Annotated in this window: 17 protein-coding genes; 16 read left to right on the top strand and 1 reads right to left on the bottom strand. The window is 35.2% G+C overall.

Annotated features, from left to right (window positions below; genetic code table 11):
- Position 1: 1 nt before the first annotated feature.
- The 8 genes from J7E44_RS09380 (at position 2) to J7E44_RS09350 (ending at position 7979) form a co-directional block, all read left to right on the top strand.
- Positions 2-1207 (top strand): ABC transporter permease, encoded by a 1206-nt coding sequence (locus J7E44_RS09380; RefSeq protein ID WP_214828507.1) that lies wholly within the window; start codon positions 2-4, stop codon positions 1205-1207.
- A 49-nt stretch (positions 1208-1256) separates the two neighbouring features.
- Positions 1257-3041, top strand: a complete 1785-nt coding sequence (locus J7E44_RS09375; protein WP_214828504.1) for an endonuclease — start codon at positions 1257-1259, stop codon at positions 3039-3041.
- A 61-nt stretch (positions 3042-3102) separates the two neighbouring features.
- Positions 3103-3840 (top strand): shikimate dehydrogenase family protein, encoded by a 738-nt coding sequence (locus J7E44_RS09370; RefSeq protein WP_214828488.1) that lies wholly within the window; start codon positions 3103-3105, stop codon positions 3838-3840.
- A gap of 75 nt (positions 3841-3915) precedes the next feature.
- Positions 3916-5718: a DUF349 domain-containing protein gene (locus J7E44_RS09365; RefSeq protein ID WP_214828485.1), complete on the top strand. Its 1803-nt coding sequence runs from the start codon at positions 3916-3918 to the stop codon at positions 5716-5718.
- A gap of 62 nt (positions 5719-5780) precedes the next feature.
- A complete protein-coding gene (gene ribD / locus J7E44_RS09360) occupies positions 5781-6809 on the top strand; it encodes a bifunctional diaminohydroxyphosphoribosylaminopyrimidine deaminase/5-amino-6-(5-phosphoribosylamino)uracil reductase RibD (protein ID WP_214828482.1) in 1029 nt (342 codons plus the stop codon).
- Between the two features lie 70 nt (positions 6810-6879).
- Positions 6880-7053: a bacteriocin-like protein gene (locus J7E44_RS24390; protein WP_502757495.1), complete on the top strand. Its 174-nt coding sequence runs from the start codon at positions 6880-6882 to the stop codon at positions 7051-7053.
- Between the two features lie 53 nt (positions 7054-7106).
- A complete protein-coding gene (locus J7E44_RS09355) occupies positions 7107-7283 on the top strand; it encodes a bacteriocin-like protein (protein WP_214828479.1) in 177 nt (58 codons plus the stop codon).
- Between the two features lie 93 nt (positions 7284-7376).
- Positions 7377-7979: an IMPACT family protein gene (locus J7E44_RS09350; RefSeq protein WP_214828476.1), complete on the top strand. Its 603-nt coding sequence runs from the start codon at positions 7377-7379 to the stop codon at positions 7977-7979.
- Here the strand turns inward: J7E44_RS09350 and J7E44_RS09345 are convergent.
- On the bottom strand, positions 7976-8686 hold the full coding sequence (locus tag J7E44_RS09345; RefSeq protein ID WP_214828473.1) for a zinc metallopeptidase: 711 nt from the start codon (positions 8684-8686) through the stop codon (positions 7976-7978). The two genes, J7E44_RS09350 and J7E44_RS09345, sit on opposite strands and share 4 nt — an antisense overlap.
- Before the next feature lie 105 nt (positions 8687-8791).
- Here J7E44_RS09345 and J7E44_RS09340 point away from each other — a divergent pair, with 105 nt between their 5' ends.
- The 8 genes from J7E44_RS09340 (at position 8792) to J7E44_RS09305 (ending at position 14889) form a co-directional block, all read left to right on the top strand.
- A complete protein-coding gene (locus J7E44_RS09340; RefSeq protein ID WP_214828470.1) occupies positions 8792-9925 on the top strand; it encodes a GTP cyclohydrolase in 1134 nt (377 codons plus the stop codon).
- Between the two features lie 149 nt (positions 9926-10074).
- Positions 10075-10251, top strand: coding sequence for a hypothetical protein (locus J7E44_RS09335; RefSeq protein WP_214828467.1), 177 nt, complete (start codon positions 10075-10077; stop codon positions 10249-10251).
- Positions 10252-10419: 168 nt separating this feature from the next.
- Complete coding sequence (locus J7E44_RS09330; RefSeq protein ID WP_214828463.1) at positions 10420-11370, top strand: T9SS type A sorting domain-containing protein; 951 nt, start codon at positions 10420-10422, stop codon at positions 11368-11370.
- A 115-nt stretch (positions 11371-11485) separates the two neighbouring features.
- Positions 11486-11857: an NADH-quinone oxidoreductase subunit A gene (locus J7E44_RS09325; protein ID WP_089029016.1), complete on the top strand. Its 372-nt coding sequence runs from the start codon at positions 11486-11488 to the stop codon at positions 11855-11857.
- A gap of 65 nt (positions 11858-11922) precedes the next feature.
- Positions 11923-12483 carry an NADH-quinone oxidoreductase subunit B gene (locus J7E44_RS09320; protein WP_214828460.1) on the top strand — a complete coding sequence of 187 codons (561 nt, stop codon included), beginning with the start codon at positions 11923-11925 and terminating at the stop codon, positions 12481-12483.
- Between the two features lie 6 nt (positions 12484-12489).
- Positions 12490-12984 carry an NADH-quinone oxidoreductase subunit C gene (locus J7E44_RS09315; protein ID WP_214828447.1) on the top strand — a complete coding sequence of 165 codons (495 nt, stop codon included), beginning with the start codon at positions 12490-12492 and terminating at the stop codon, positions 12982-12984.
- Between the two features lie 71 nt (positions 12985-13055).
- Positions 13056-14279 carry an NADH dehydrogenase (quinone) subunit D gene (gene nuoD / locus J7E44_RS09310; RefSeq protein WP_214828444.1) on the top strand — a complete coding sequence of 408 codons (1224 nt, stop codon included), beginning with the start codon at positions 13056-13058 and terminating at the stop codon, positions 14277-14279.
- Between the two features lie 100 nt (positions 14280-14379).
- Complete coding sequence (locus J7E44_RS09305; RefSeq protein WP_214828429.1) at positions 14380-14889, top strand: NADH-quinone oxidoreductase subunit NuoE family protein; 510 nt, start codon at positions 14380-14382, stop codon at positions 14887-14889.
- Positions 14890-14896: the final 7 nt, after the last annotated feature.

The following is a 14896-nucleotide window of genomic DNA, read 5'->3' as shown; positions in this document are numbered from 1 at the left end:
TTTGAAAAACATTGCATTTTATATCGCTTCCCGATACCTTTTATCAAAAAAAGGGAGCACTGCCGTTACCTTTATTACATGGTTATCTGTAGGAGCTATGATGGTGGCTGTGACTGCAATGTTTGTCATTATTTCTGTTTTCTCAGGGCTGGAAGATCTTAATAAAGATCTTATCTCTAATCTTCATGCCGATCTTACAATAAAAAGTTCTTCAGGAAAAACATTAAAGAATTTAAATAAAATTGAAGGGGTTCTTAAAAACAATAAAGAAATTCTCAGTTTTTCAAGAGTTATTGAAGAGAAAGTATATATCAATTACAATGGCAAAGGCGATATTGCCTATCTGAGAGGTGTTGATTCTGCCTATACCATCGTAAATCCAATTAATAAAGATGTTTTTTACGGAAGCTATCCAAGTTTCGACTACTCAAACGAGGTCTTAATGGAAAATTCCTTAGATAACAGATTATCGATTCCGGTTGCTTCTTCAAAAGATTATGCCACTATCTTTATGCCTAAACCCGGCTTGGGGATCATTAATAAAGAAGAAGATATTTATAATAAAAGAGATATTCTTGTCACCGGTATTTTTCCTGGAAAAGATCAGTTAGACAGTTATATCATCTCTCCTATTGAACTTACAGAACAGCTACTGAGTCTTCCAAAAAACTCTGCCTACCAAATTGTAGTCAAATTAAAGAATTCAGAAAATGCTGATCAGATCAAAGCTAAACTTCTTACCATGATTGGCAAAACCATTGACATCAAAACCAAAGAAGAAGAAAATGCTGCTTTCTGGAAAATGATCAACACAGAAAAGCTTTTCATCTATTTGATTTTTGCGTTGGTCATATTTATTACCACCTTTAATCTTGCAGGTGCGATTATTATCCTGCAGCTTGACAAAAAAGAACAGGCAAGATCATTGATCTCTTTAGGATTTCCGTTAAGCCATTTAAGAAGAATCTATTTCTATACAGGACTTCTTATTGTGGTTTCAGGAATTATTTCAGGGCTTATTATGGGAACCGTATTGTGTTATTTCCAATTGTTCACCGAATTCTTTAAAGCCAACGAAACCCTTCCATTCCCGGTAAAAATCGTAGGTAAAAATTATCTCATCGTAGCCGTTACAGCATCCCTTTTCGGGTTCCTAATTTCATGGGTATTTTCAAAAATAAGCAAAGAGTATATTACTAAAAGTTAATACACGTAGGATTCATTTTTCTGTACCTTTGGCGTCCAATTTTTATACAATGAAACGAATTTTATTCTCTTTTTTATTGGTATTTGCATGTATTAATGCATTTGCTCAAATACCAGCAGGATACTACGATGGCACTACCGGACTGACCGGAGCCACTCTAAAATCAAAATTGAAAGAAATTATCACCAATGGACATGAAGATCATGGATATGGCGGATTATGGACAGGTTATCAAACCACAGACCGTGATCAATTTTATGAAGGTGACGGAACTATTTTAGACATCTATTCCGAAAACCCAACTGGTGCAGATCATTACAATTTTACGTATGGAACCAATCAATGTGGAACATATACTAATGAAGGAGATTGCTACAACAGAGAACACATTGTGCCTCAAAGTCTTTTCAATGAAGCTTTTCCAATGAAATCTGATATCAACTTCATTCGCGCTACCGATGGTAAAGTAAATGGAATGAGATCCAATTATCCTTTTGGAACAGTAGGAACAACATCTTACACTTCTTTAAATGGCTCTAAGCTAGGAACTTCTGTTTCTCAGGGATACTCAGGAATCGTTTTCGAACCTATTGATGCTTTTAAGGGAGATGTTGCCAGAATGATTCTTTATTTTGTAACAAGATATGAAACTCAGCTATCTGGTTTTAGCAGCGGAAATATGCTTGGTGGTTCTGCTTTCCCTGGGCTTCAGGCTTGGGAACTGAATCAATTATTAACCTGGAATATCCAGGATCCTGTGTCTCCAACAGAAGTTTCAAGAAACAATGCAGCTTATGTTTATCAGAAAAACAGAAATCCATATATTGATCACCCTGAATATGTTGCCTTAATCTGGGGAGCTCCAGTAGTGGATAACCAAGCTCCAACAGCAGCTACAAACCTTGTCGCCAGCAATCCGACATCCAATTCAGTTTCTTTAAGCTGGACTGCTGCTACTGATAATATGGGAGTGACAGGATATGACATCTATGCTAACAACACTTTAAAAACAACTGTTTCTGGAACTACAACTGTTGTTTCAGGATTATTATCTTCTACAGCCTATAGCTTCTATGTGATCGCAAGAGATGCTGGAGGTAATTCTTCGCCACAAAGTAATGTTGCTACAGAAACTACATTACCTGGGCAAACCGGTGGCACAAGCTGTGGAACAGAAACATTTGATACAATTCCAACAGCTACTCCTAGCTCATACGTTAATAGAACATGGACTAATAATGGTATTACATGGGATGCAACATTCGCAAGAACAGATGAAACCATTAATGGAAAATCAATTACGATCCGTAATGGAACACTAACGAGTTCTACAATTTCAGGAGGGGTTCAAAGTTTAACATTAACCACACAATTGAAATATAGTGGAACAGCAGGAACAGTGAGTGTTGAAGTTAACGGAAATATTGTAGGTACAATACCATACAGTGCAACAGCTACAACAACCACCATTAACAATATTAACGTTACCGGAAATGCAGTGATTAAAATTATCACTACATCATCCAGCAGTAATAGGATTGCAATGGATGATCTTAGCTGGACATGTACTTCAACTTTAGGAACGACAGACGCTACGAAAAGCCAATCTTCTTTTGTTGTTTACCCTAACCCGGTTAAGAACAATGAACTTTATGTAAAGGGTGATCACCTGAGCAAAATTTCTAAAGCAGAGATCTATGACCTGTCAGGAAAATTAATAGAAGTGATTGTAAATCCATTCAAAAACTCTAATAAAATCCAATTAAAAGGTTTGGCTAAAGGAAATTACATCCTTAAAACAGATCATACTTCTACAAAATTCATTGTAGAATAATCATAAAAATATTTTAATCATTAAAGACCGATTTATTCGGTCTTTTTTTTATTTTTGATAGATGGATTCCAATAAAAAATTAGGCTTGATAGGAAGAAATATTTCTTATTCTTTTTCTAAAAAATACTTCGAAAATAAATTCCAAAAACTGATGCTCAAAGGGTTTTCTTATGATATTTTTGATCTTAAGGAAATCGATGAAGTAGAAGGTTTATTCTCAACACCCGGGCTCTTAGGTTTTAATGTAACAATTCCCTATAAAGAAAAGATCATTGACTATCTGGATGAGTTAAGTGAAGAAGCAGAAAAAATTGGGGCTGTGAACTGTGTATTAATTCAAAATGGAAAGAAAAAAGGTTATAATACAGATGCCGTTGGATTTGAAAAAACATTACTTCTTCATAAAAAGCCACATCACAACTCAGCATTAATTCTTGGAAACGGAGGTGCTGCAAAAGCAGTAAAATATGCATTAGATAAAAATGGGATTTCCTCAGAAATTGTTTCAAGGAATTCTATATTAAATTTTGATAATCTTAGCGCAGAGACCGTTCAGAATCACAAGCTGATTATTCAGACTACTCCGGTGGGAACCTTTCCTAATACCAAAGATTGTTTAAAATTTCCTTTTGAAGGATTGTCTAAAGAACACCTAATCATCGATTTAATATATAATCCCAATTACACCCAGTTCATTATTAACGCTTCGGAAAAAGGAGCAAAAACAGTGAACGGATATTACATGCTTGAGCAGCAAGCAGAAAAAGCTTGGGAAATTTGGAATTTTCAAAAAAAATAACATAAATTAGTGCATTAATTGGCTTTTTAGCTACATACAACAGATATTAAACGCCACTCACATAAAAGATTTGCTATGACAACAGAAGATAATTTTTCTGAAAACGAAGAAAATAAGAATTCTACAGAAGTATCACAAGAAGAGACCTCAGAAAACACTGTGCCTCAGGAGGAAATTCAGCACGATGATGCTGAACATCTGGAAGAGCATGCTGATGCTGATATTTCTTTAGCCGATGCATTGAAAGAAATGGAAAAAATCATCAACTCAGCTAACGCTGGTGAAGATGTTAAAAAATTCAATCAATTAAAAGAAAAAGCAAGTCATTACATCCATGATGAAGTGGAAGACAAAAAGCATGAATATGTAGAAGCAGGGAATGCTGCAGAGAATTTCAGCTACGAGCATCCTTCACAATCAAAACTTTCTGCTTTAGTAAGTATTTTCAGAGAAAAACATGACAACTTCCAGAAAGGTCAGGAAGAAGAGCAGAAGAAAAACCTTGATCACCGTCAGGGTATTATCGAAAGACTTAAAAATCTTTATACCAATTCGGAGCCCAATACCAACTTGTTTAAATCTATCCGCGAAATCAAAGAAGATTGGTCAAACGCCGGGCAGGTGGCAAAATCTGAATTTAAAATCCTTAACAATAATTACTTCCACCATTTGAATCAGTTTTATCAAATGCTGGATTTAAATAAAGAATTCCTGGAGCAGGAATATGGGCATAACCTTGAAAAAAGACAACATATCATTGCCCGTGCTAAGGAACTTGAAAATGAACCTGTCATTCAAAAAGCATTAAATGAACTACAGTATCTTCATAAACTTTGGAAAGAAGAGGCAGAACCTGTAGCTGAAGAATTCCGTGAAAAAACATGGGAAGAATTTAAAGAGATTTCAAACAAAATTCACGAAAGAAAATCTGAACTTTCGGCAGCGATAGAATCTGAACAAAATGACAACCTTGAAAAGAAAAACAAGGTTATTGCTGAGATTAAAAAATTATCTGAGCCTGCTGAAACGCCAAATCATAACTACTGGCAAAATGCAATAAAAAGAGTTGAAGATCTTCGTTCTGAATTTTTAAAGACAGGAAGCGTTCCAAGAAAGCTATCCAACCAAAACTGGAATGAGTTCAAGACTATTTTAAGAAGCTTCAATACAACAAAGAACAATTATTATAAATCATTAAAAGGCTCCCAGCAAACGAATCTTGATGAAAAATTAAAATTGATCAAGACCGCTCAGGACAATATGAATAATGAAGAATGGGATATCTCTGTTCCATTGTTTAAAAAGCTTCAGGAAGACTGGAAAAAAATTGGTCACGTTCCTAAAAGCATGACCAATAAAATTTGGGATGAATTCCGTGATGCTTGTAATACTTTCTTCAATAATTACAGAGAGAAGAGTAATGCTTCTACTGATAACTGGAAGGAAAACCACAAACAGAAAAAAGAACTTCTTGAGGAATTGAAAACCATTTCTAACGACGAAGGAAGTATCGAAAAGATCGAAGCTATAAAAACAGCGTGGAATAATATTGGAAAGGTACCTAGAGACAAGATCGGCATCAATTCTGAGTTCAATAAAACTTTAAGAGAAAAATTAAAACTTAATAAGATCAATGAACTTGAGTTGAAAGAAGAAGGTCTTTCTGAAAATCAATTGACAGATAAGGCTAGAAAAATGAAGAGCCAGATCTCTGACCTCGAGTCTGAAATTGTAAAATTAGAAAACAATTTAGCATTCTTCAACAAGCCGTCAAGAGACAATCCTTTATTAGCAGATACTTTCAACACAATCGACGAAAAGAAAGCTCATCTGGAAACTTTAAAACAAAATCTTCACAATATTATTGTTGGAGACTAATTGATAAAAAAAAACAATAAAAAGGCGAAGCAAAGAAATTTGTCTTCGCTTTTTTTAATACTATGCAGGACGAATTATATATAAAAAGATGCATTGAACTGGCTCAAAAGGCTTTGGGAAAAACGTACCCTAACCCATTGGTAGGAAGTGTTATTGTGCATAATGGTGAAGTTATCGGAGAAGGCTACCATCATAAAGCCGGAGAACCTCATGCTGAGATCAATGCCATCAATTCTGTAGTCAATAAAGATCTTATCCCTGAATCTACAATTTATGTTTCTCTTGAGCCCTGTGCACATTACGGAAGAACTCCTCCTTGTGCTTTAAAAATTAAAGAACTAGGATTCAAAAAAGTAGTTATTGGTGCGATGGACTCTCATGATAAGGTGAATGGAAAAGGAAAAAAAATCATTCAGGATGCAGGAATAGAAGTAATTTCGGGAGTTCTAGAGAAAGAATGTATCGAACTTAACAAGAGGTTTTTCACTTATCATGAAAAGAAAAGACCCTATATTATTTTAAAATGGGCCGAATCTGCTGATGGGTTTTTGGATAAAGATTTCAAACCCACTTCTATTTCAAATTCGCTAGTCAATCAATTTGTCCATCAGTTACGGGGAGAAGAGCACGCCATTCTCGTGGGAACTCAAACTGCATTAAATGACAATCCTGGTTTAACTGTAAGAAATGTTGAAGGAATAAATCCTGTAAGAATCTTAATCGACTTTGATTTAAAAGTTCCCGGTGACTTTAAGATCTTCAACAATGAAGCGAAGACTCTTGTTTTTAATTCTATTAGAGAAGGATCTGAGAACAATATCCATTGGATCAAAATTGGAAAGGAGAATTTTCTTTCAGATCTAATGAATGCTTTGTATAAAGAGCAAATCCAGTCAGTTATTATTGAAGGCGGCCGGTTTACTTTACAGCAATTCATTGATTCCGATCTTTGGGATGAAGCAATGGTTATTAAGAATGATAATTTAAAACTTGAAAATGGAACAAGGGCTCCTGAATTAAATCCAAAACCTATTAAAATACAAACAGTAAGAGATAACACTTTGTCTTTTTATTTGTCTAATAGTCATTAATTCTTTTTATAATAATCACAGTTATTTGAAATAATATGATTAATTTGGTTCAAACTAAACTATACATATTATGAAAAATTTGAAAAAAATGTCCAGGGTCAATTTAAAAACCATTACCGGTGGAGTTTTTGTAACATGCACTTTACCTAACGGGGATCTTACAAGCTGCAGAGACAACTGTCCGACAGATTTCTGTAGGCCAACAAGTTATAAATGCCTTCTCCCTTTGGACTATTGTGGATAATAATCCAACTTATATCGAATAATTCATTAGTTTCAACTAAACATTTTATTATTATGAAAAATCTAAAAAAAATCACAAGACAGAATTTAAGAAAAGTATCCGGAGGAATGAGACCGCCTTTATGTTGTACTACTTATCCGCCATCTTTACAAATGCAATGTTGTAATAATTCTCAGGATATGAGCTGCCCGCCAGCTTGGGTTGAAGGAAGTTTTCCTGAAGCGTGCTAACAACATTAAAAATGATATTTGATTATAAGAGCGGAAACGCTCTTTTTTTTATGTAAAATCTTAATTTTGTAAGTCCTAAACGATACCAGGTAAATGCACGAATACAAAACGATAGAAAAACCCATCGAAAATACTTTAATAAAAGAAAAAGGAAGCAAATTCATTGGATTTGCTTATCCCGTACATAATGACAATGAACTTAAGGATGCTTTAGAAAAAGTAAGAACAGAACACCCGAAAGCAACTCATCACTGCTATGCTTTCAGAATGGGTTTAAATGGTGAAAATTATCGTGCTAATGATGATGGTGAGCCATCCGGAAGTGCAGGGCTACCAATTTACAATCAGTTACTAGCTCATGAAATTACCAATGTATTGGTGATTGTGGTTCGCTATTATGGTGGAACAAAATTAGGTGTTTCAGGATTGGTAAAAGCTTATAAGGAATCTGCAAAATTCACTTTAGAAGAAACTAACATTATTACCAGAGAACTAGAAACAGAAATTGAAATTCACTTTAATTTTAATCAGCAGAATACGATTTTTACCTTACTATCGAAGTTTGATGCTAAAGTTTTAAATTTTGATGCTAACGAAAATTGTATTCTTACCGCTTCTTTAAAAACAGCTCAAAAAGAAAACATCTCAGATAAATTATCTGAGATGCAGTATATTTCTTTTGAATTCAAAGATTAATTTCGTCTTCCACCCATCAATAAAGAAACCCAATACAGAAGTTGTACCAAAGATCCAATAGCAGCCACGACATACGTTCTTGCTGCCCACTTTAAACTATCCTGTACTCCCACATATTCTTCAGCAGTAACTGTTCCGGTATCTTTCAACCATTTCATCGCTCTGTTACTTGCATCATATTCTACAGGAAGAGTTATAAACGCGAAAAGAGTGGTAACGGCAAATAACGCAACACCAATTGCTAATACAGTGGCATTCCCATTTGGATTTTCAATAGTCCTGCTTGCAAACATAACAGCAATACCTGCCATAATTACGAATTGCATCAAATTAGAACTTATATTAACAATAGGTACCAATTTTGATCTTAGCTGAAGCATAGAATAACCCACTGCATGCTGTACAGCATGTCCACATTCATGTGCCGCTACTGCGGCGGCGGCTGCATTCCTCTGCATGTACACCCCTTCTGAAAGGTTAACTGTTTTATCCCCTGGATTATAGTGATCTGTTAACTGTCCGGGAACTGAAATTACCTGAACATCGTTAATTCCATTATCTCTTAACATTTTTTCAGCCACTTCCTTTCCAGAAAGGCCATTTCGAAGGTGTACATTGGAATAGTATTCAAATTTAGATTTCAATTTTGATGAAACATACCAGCTCACCAGCATTGTAATCCCAATAATTACATAATAACCAATCATTTTTTATAAAATTTTATAGATATTTTTAACCTGTAAGATGTAAAAACTGTGCCAAAGTATTACATTTTATTATTTATCTTTGTCTTTTAATTACCCTACACAACTATGTCAAAAGTTTCAATTCTAGAAGTAAAAACCCAGAACGAATTAAAACAATTTGTAAAATTTCCAATGGATCTTTATAAAAACAATCCATATTATGTTCCTTCGTTTATAAAAGACGAAATGAAGATTTGGGATGCAAAGGAAAATCCGGCATTAAATTATTCAGAGTCTAAACAATACCTTGCCTATAAAGACAACAAAGTGGTTGGAAGGATTGCGGTAATTATCAATCATAAAGAGGAAAAAGAATTAGGGATCAAGAAAGTCCGTTTCGGTTGGATCGACTTTATTGACGATAAAGAAGTTTCTGAAGCATTAATTCAAAAAGCAAAAGATTACGCTAAAGAGCATAATACCAATATGATCGAAGGACCAATGGGTTTTACAAATCTCGACAAAGCAGGAATGCTGACAATGGGGTTTGACAAATTGGCAACAATGATCGGAATCTACAACCACGAATATTATCCAAAGCACCTTGAAGATCTTGGCCTAACTAAGGAAAAGGAATGGGTAGAATATGAAATGAATTTCCCAAAGATCTTACCTGAAAAAGTAGAAAAATTCAGTGGATTAATTGCTCAGAAGTATAAGCTTAAAGTTCTTAACTTCAAATCAAAAGAGGAAATTCTACCTTTTGTTGAACCGATGTTCAAACTATTAGATGAAACCTATAAACACCTTTCTACTTATACACCGATTTCAGATGAACAGATAAAAACGTACAGGGAAAAATACTTTCCTTTTATTGATAAAAACTATGTGATTTGCGTAGTTGATGAAAATGAGCAATTGGTTTCTTTTGCTATTACAATGCCTTCGTATTCAAAGGCTTTACAGAAAGCAAAAGGTAAATTATTTCCTTTTGGATGGTGGCATTTCTTACAAGCCAGCAAGAAGAATGACCGTGCGAATTTCTACCTTATTGGAATTCATCCGGAATACCAGAGAAGAGGAGTTACAGCGATTATTTTTAAAGAAATTTTTGTGAGATTTACCAGTATGGGAATCGATTTTGCTGAAACAAATCCTGAATTGGAAGAAAACAAAAGTGTACAGGTTCTTTGGCAGGATTATAATCCAACGAACCATAAGAGAAGAAGAACGTATTCGATGATCATAAACGAAAACTAAAGTTTCGGGATTTGTGTTACAAGATTTGAGTAAAAGACGTAAGAACATACTGACAATCTCAATTTTCTACTTCCTCCAACTTGAACTACACATACCGTACCTTGTAAGTCCAAACAGCAATTCAACTCCAAACCTACAACTCTCGTCCCATGAAACCACATCTTATCGTCTTTGCAATCCTCATCGCCGGATTTATCATTTACAATTTCTTTTTTCAAAATGGAGACGATAAAACGAACACGGTCATTAACATTGCTTATGCCAGTATTCTTTTTGGCTATATTTCATTCATGGCCTATTCTCTTCTGAAAAAAATGAAGAAATAAATACCCCTTACAGACTATTTTTCGTTTGTTAAAAATATTTTTTTATTTTTACAACACACTAATACACTGTATACCATGAACTTAATATTAAAAACAGTTTTTTGGGGCCTATTTTTTATTTCTATAAAATTATGTTCACAGGAATTTTACGTAAGCTCTACTTTAAACATGTCCAGTACTGTAAACAAAGTATACAAACTTAATGTTTCAAATGCAAGCCAAATAGAAGAAACTTTCTGTGTGCCTACAAACCCTGTGAACGAAGTTTATACGGATATTGCTATAGACGTTTCCAACAATCTATATTATGTAACTACTTCGGGATCATTATACAGGAAAAACAGCTCCAATGCCACATGTGAATTTCTTGGGGATTTCACTCCTTCGCCTGGTGCAATTAGGGCTTTAATTTCTGATTCCGGCCCCTACTTATATGCCGTAGGAGCCCCATCCAAGCTTTACAGATATGAAATTAGCACTGGTACATTTTCGTATATGGGCGATTTGCCTTCCGGACAGTATGTAGCAGGAGATCTCTTTTTTTATAATAGGAGGCTCTTCGTAACTACTTTAACGGGTATACTTGAAATCAATATGAATACACCTTCCGCAAGCTGCCCATTCATCAATTTCGGAGCATTATCAAACTTCTTCTCAGCCTTTTCAATTAATCATGGAAGCTACTCCAAGGTTTATGTTATAGCTTCTACGGGATGGAATTCTACCCTACATGAGCTGGATATGATTAATAAACAAGTTGGGCCACCAATCAGAACGTATGGTTATCAGATTAACGGTGCAGCAACGTACTATGACTTAACTGATGTGAAATCCACATGTACTCCTATTTTAGGCGTTCAAGAGACGAGTACCGCAGGTATTTATTTCGACGTGATTAATCCAACAAAAAGCAGCATTATCTGTAACACCAACCTTGAACGCCAGCAAATCATCTCAATACAGCTGTTTGACAATTCTGGAAGACTTATTAAAGATTTTTCAAATCAAAACAACATAGAAAGACTGGATGTATCAAATATCGCTGATGGACAATATCTTTTGACGGTTGCTACTAAAAAAGGAGAAAAATACACAAAAAAGATAATCATCACTCTCTAATTTTTATTCATTCTAAATTACCAGTTTTCCTTATTTTAACTCCACATTTAAGGTTATTAATTTCATGCTTTCTTGTTTATTCGCTAAATTTGCAAATTGAGATAATAATGCAAAAATGAATTTACCTGAAAGTTATATTCCAATCCTTATTCAAGCCGGCGTTGCAATTGGTTTTGTAGCTGTTTCGTTACTTGGAGCGCATTTCTTAGGACCTCGTCAAAAGAAAGGAAATTCTGTGAAAAATCAAAGTTGGGAATGTGGTATTCCGGTAGAAGGAAATGCCAGGACCCCTTTTTCCATCAAATATTTCCTTACTGCGGTATTGTTCGTCCTATTCGATATCGAAATTGTATTTTTTTATCCATATGCTGTTAACTTCAGAGAATTCGGATTTGAAGGATTCCTTGCGGTTCTAACATTCGTTGCTATTTTCTTCGTAGGATTTATCTATGTATGGAAACGTGGAGCCCTTGATTGGGATAAATAAAGTAAAATTATGAATGATGAATTTTGAATCCAGAATTTAAAATTCAAAATCTAAAATCAAAGACAATGTCAGATCAAAAACCAATAATAAGAACAGATGCACCGGCTCCGGAAGGATTTGAAGGAGAAGGTTTTTTCGCAACGAAATTGAGCAGTGTAATCGGGATGGCAAGAAAGTTCTCTCTTTGGCCGTTACCGTTTGCAACCTCTTGTTGTGGTATCGAATTTATGGCTACCCTAAACCCAACATATGACGCATCAAGGTTTGGAATGGAAAGAAACTCTTTCTCACCAAGACAGGCAGATATGTTGATGGTTTGTGGAACTATATCTAAGAAATTAGGCCCAGTCCTAAAAGAAGTATACACTCAGATGGCAGAGCCAAAATGGGTGGTTGCAGTAGGAGCTTGCGCTTCTAGTGGTGGTATTTTTGACACCTATTCTGTTTTACAGGGAATTGATAAAATTATTCCGGTAGACGTCTATGTTCCTGGATGCCCGCCAAGACCAGAGCAGATCATAGAAGGCGTAATGCAGGTTCAGGCTCTTGCCGAAAGCGAAAGCATCAGAAGGAGAGATATGCCTGAGTACCAGAATTTATTAGATTCTTACAACATAAGCAACTAAGCGGAGATGACGAACGAATTTGTATTAGAAGCAATAACAAGAGAATTTCCGGAAACTGTAATTTCAAGTTCAGAACCTTACGGAATGCTGACCATCGAAGTTAAAAAAGATGATATCAAAAAGGTGGTTCATTATCTTAAAGATTCTTCTTTAGAAATCAATTTCCTTACAGATATCTGTGGAATCCATTATCCTGAATTCCCTGAAAAAGAAATCGGAGTGGTTTATCATTTACACAACATGATGACCAATTTCAGAATCCGTCTTAAAGTATTTATGTCGAGAGAAAATATCGAAGTAGATTCTCTTACAGAACTATATGCCGGAGCTAACTGGATGGAGAGAGAAACTTTTGATTTCTTTGGAATTAAATTTAAGGGACATCCTGATCTAAGAGCTATTTTAAATATGGAAGATCTTGGATATCACCCAATGTTGAAGGAATATCGTCTTGAAGATGGTACCAGAACTGACAAGAACGATAGCATGTTCGGAAGATAAAATAAAAATATAATGATTACTGATGATTGATTACTGATCAATTATCGCCTATCAATTATCAATTATATATTATGAAAGATAACTCATTATCTAATATACTTAACCAATACGAAAGTAAGGAGCAAATTGACGGTCAGTTATATACCCTCAATTTAGGTCCGACCCACCCTGCTACTCATGGGATCTTTCAAAACGTCTTAACCATGGATGGAGAAAGAATTCTTCATGCTGAGCAAACCGTAGGATATATTCACAGGGCATTTGAAAAGATTTCTGAAAGAAGAAATTTCACCCAGATCACTACCCTTACGGATCGTATGAATTATTGTTCTGCACCTATTAACAATTTAGGTTGGCATATGACTGTTGAGAAACTGATAGGAATTGAAGTTCCTAAGCGTGTTGACTACATTCGTGTTATCCTTATGGAGCTGGCAAGAATTGGAGATCACTTGATCTGTAATGGAGTAACAGGTATGGATGCTGGAGCAATTACGGGACTTACCTATATGTTCATTGAAAGAGAACGTATCTATGATATTTATGAGCAGATCTGCGGAGCAAGGATGACAACCAATATGGGAAGAATCGGTGGTTTCGAAAGAGATTTGACGCCAAAATGTCATGAATTAATTAAAGATTTCTTAAAAACTTTCCCTAAAAAGTTTGCTGAATTCGGTCAGCTTTTGGAAAGAAACAGAATCTTTATGGACAGAACTATTGGAGCAGGAGCTATTTCTGCGGAAAGAGCTTTAAGTTATAGTTTTACAGGTCCTAATTTACGTGCAGCAGGTGTAGATTATGATGTAAGAGTTGCGCAACCCTATTCGTCTTATCAGGATTTCGATTTTATTATTCCTGTAGGAACTGCAGGTGATACTTATGATCGCTTTATGGTTCGTCAACAGGAAATATGGGAATCTCTTAAAATCATCGAACAAGCATATAACAATCTTCCTGAGGGTGATTTCCATGCTGATGTTCCTGATTTTTATCTTCCTGAGAAAGCTGATGTTTATAATAAGATGGAAGCTTTGATTTACCATTTCAAAATTGTAATGGGAGAAACTGAAATTCCTAAAGGTGAGGTTTACCATGCTGTAGAAGGCGGAAATGGAGAATTAGGATTCTATTTAGTGAGTGATGGTGGAAGAACGCCTTACAGGTTGCACTTCAGAAGACCATGTTTTATCTACTACCAGGCGTATCCTGAAATGATTACAGGTTCTGTGATCTCTGACGCGATCGTAACAATGTGTAGTATGAATATTATTGCAGGAGAATTAGACGCATAAAATAAGATGTAAGACATCAGATATCAGATGTCAGACTCTTAGCGCTATAGATAAATTAAAATCTGATGTCTGAAATCTGACATCTGAAATCTTAGATAAAATGAACGAAACAATAGCTTTTAAACCGGAAAGTTTAGAACAAGTACATAAAATTATCGCGAGATATCCTGAAGGAAGACAAAAGTCTGCTCTTCTTCCTGTTCTGCATTTAGCACAGAAAGAATTCGGAGGATGGCTGGATGTTCCAGTAATGGATTATGTTGCAGAATTATTGAGTATTCAGCCAATTGAAGTATATGAAGTAGCTACTTTTTATACGATGTTCAATATGAAGCCAGTTGGTAAATATGTTTTGGAGGTATGCAGAACGGGACCTTGTATGGTTTGCGGAAGCGAAAAAATCCTAAATCATATCAGAACTAAACTGAACATTAAGGATGGACAAACTACTGAAGACGGTATGTTCACATTAAAACCCGCTGAATGTCTTGGTGCGTGTGGCTATGCGCCGATGATGCAGTTGGGAAAATTCTTTCATGAAAATTTAACGATAGAAAAAGTAGACGAAATCCTTGATCTTTGCAGAGAGGGACAAGTTGCTTTGGATTAATTAAAAT

The sequence above is a fragment of the Chryseobacterium sp. ISL-6 genome (genome assembly GCF_018613715.1).
GTDB lineage: Bacteria > Bacteroidota > Bacteroidia > Flavobacteriales > Weeksellaceae > Chryseobacterium > Chryseobacterium paludis.
Note: the sequence above shows the minus strand (reverse complement) of the source record. Positions and strands in the feature narration are given on the sequence as shown.

Bases quoted from the DNA above. Each gene is read 5' to 3' on its own strand.
- J7E44_RS09330 (WP_214828463.1), top strand. From the start codon at position 10,420: ATGTCCAGTACTGTAAACAAAGTATACAAACTTAATGTTTCAAATGCA.
- J7E44_RS09320 (WP_214828460.1), top strand. From the start codon at position 11,923: ATGTCAGATCAAAAACCAATAATAAGAACAGATGCACCGGCTCCGGAA.
- J7E44_RS09350 (WP_214828476.1), top strand. From the start codon at position 7,377: ATGCACGAATACAAAACGATAGAAAAACCCATCGAAAATACTTTAATA.
- J7E44_RS09370 (WP_214828488.1), top strand. From the start codon at position 3,103: ATGGATTCCAATAAAAAATTAGGCTTGATAGGAAGAAATATTTCTTAT.
- J7E44_RS24390 (WP_502757495.1), top strand. From the start codon at position 6,880: ATGAAAAATTTGAAAAAAATGTCCAGGGTCAATTTAAAAACCATTACC.
- J7E44_RS09365 (WP_214828485.1), top strand. From the start codon at position 3,916: ATGACAACAGAAGATAATTTTTCTGAAAACGAAGAAAATAAGAATTCT.
- J7E44_RS09345 (WP_214828473.1), bottom strand. From the start codon at position 8,686: ATGATTGGTTATTATGTAATTATTGGGATTACAATGCTGGTGAGCTGG.
- J7E44_RS09325 (WP_089029016.1), top strand. From the start codon at position 11,486: ATGAATTTACCTGAAAGTTATATTCCAATCCTTATTCAAGCCGGCGTT.
- ribD (WP_214828482.1), top strand. From the start codon at position 5,781: ATGCAGGACGAATTATATATAAAAAGATGCATTGAACTGGCTCAAAAG.
- J7E44_RS09315 (WP_214828447.1), top strand. From the start codon at position 12,490: ATGACGAACGAATTTGTATTAGAAGCAATAACAAGAGAATTTCCGGAA.
- J7E44_RS09355 (WP_214828479.1), top strand. From the start codon at position 7,107: ATGAAAAATCTAAAAAAAATCACAAGACAGAATTTAAGAAAAGTATCC.
- J7E44_RS09375 (WP_214828504.1), top strand. From the start codon at position 1,257: ATGAAACGAATTTTATTCTCTTTTTTATTGGTATTTGCATGTATTAAT.
- nuoD (WP_214828444.1), top strand. From the start codon at position 13,056: ATGAAAGATAACTCATTATCTAATATACTTAACCAATACGAAAGTAAG.
- J7E44_RS09340 (WP_214828470.1), top strand. From the start codon at position 8,792: ATGTCAAAAGTTTCAATTCTAGAAGTAAAAACCCAGAACGAATTAAAA.
- J7E44_RS09335 (WP_214828467.1), top strand. From the start codon at position 10,075: ATGAAACCACATCTTATCGTCTTTGCAATCCTCATCGCCGGATTTATC.
- J7E44_RS09305 (WP_214828429.1), top strand. From the start codon at position 14,380: ATGAACGAAACAATAGCTTTTAAACCGGAAAGTTTAGAACAAGTACAT.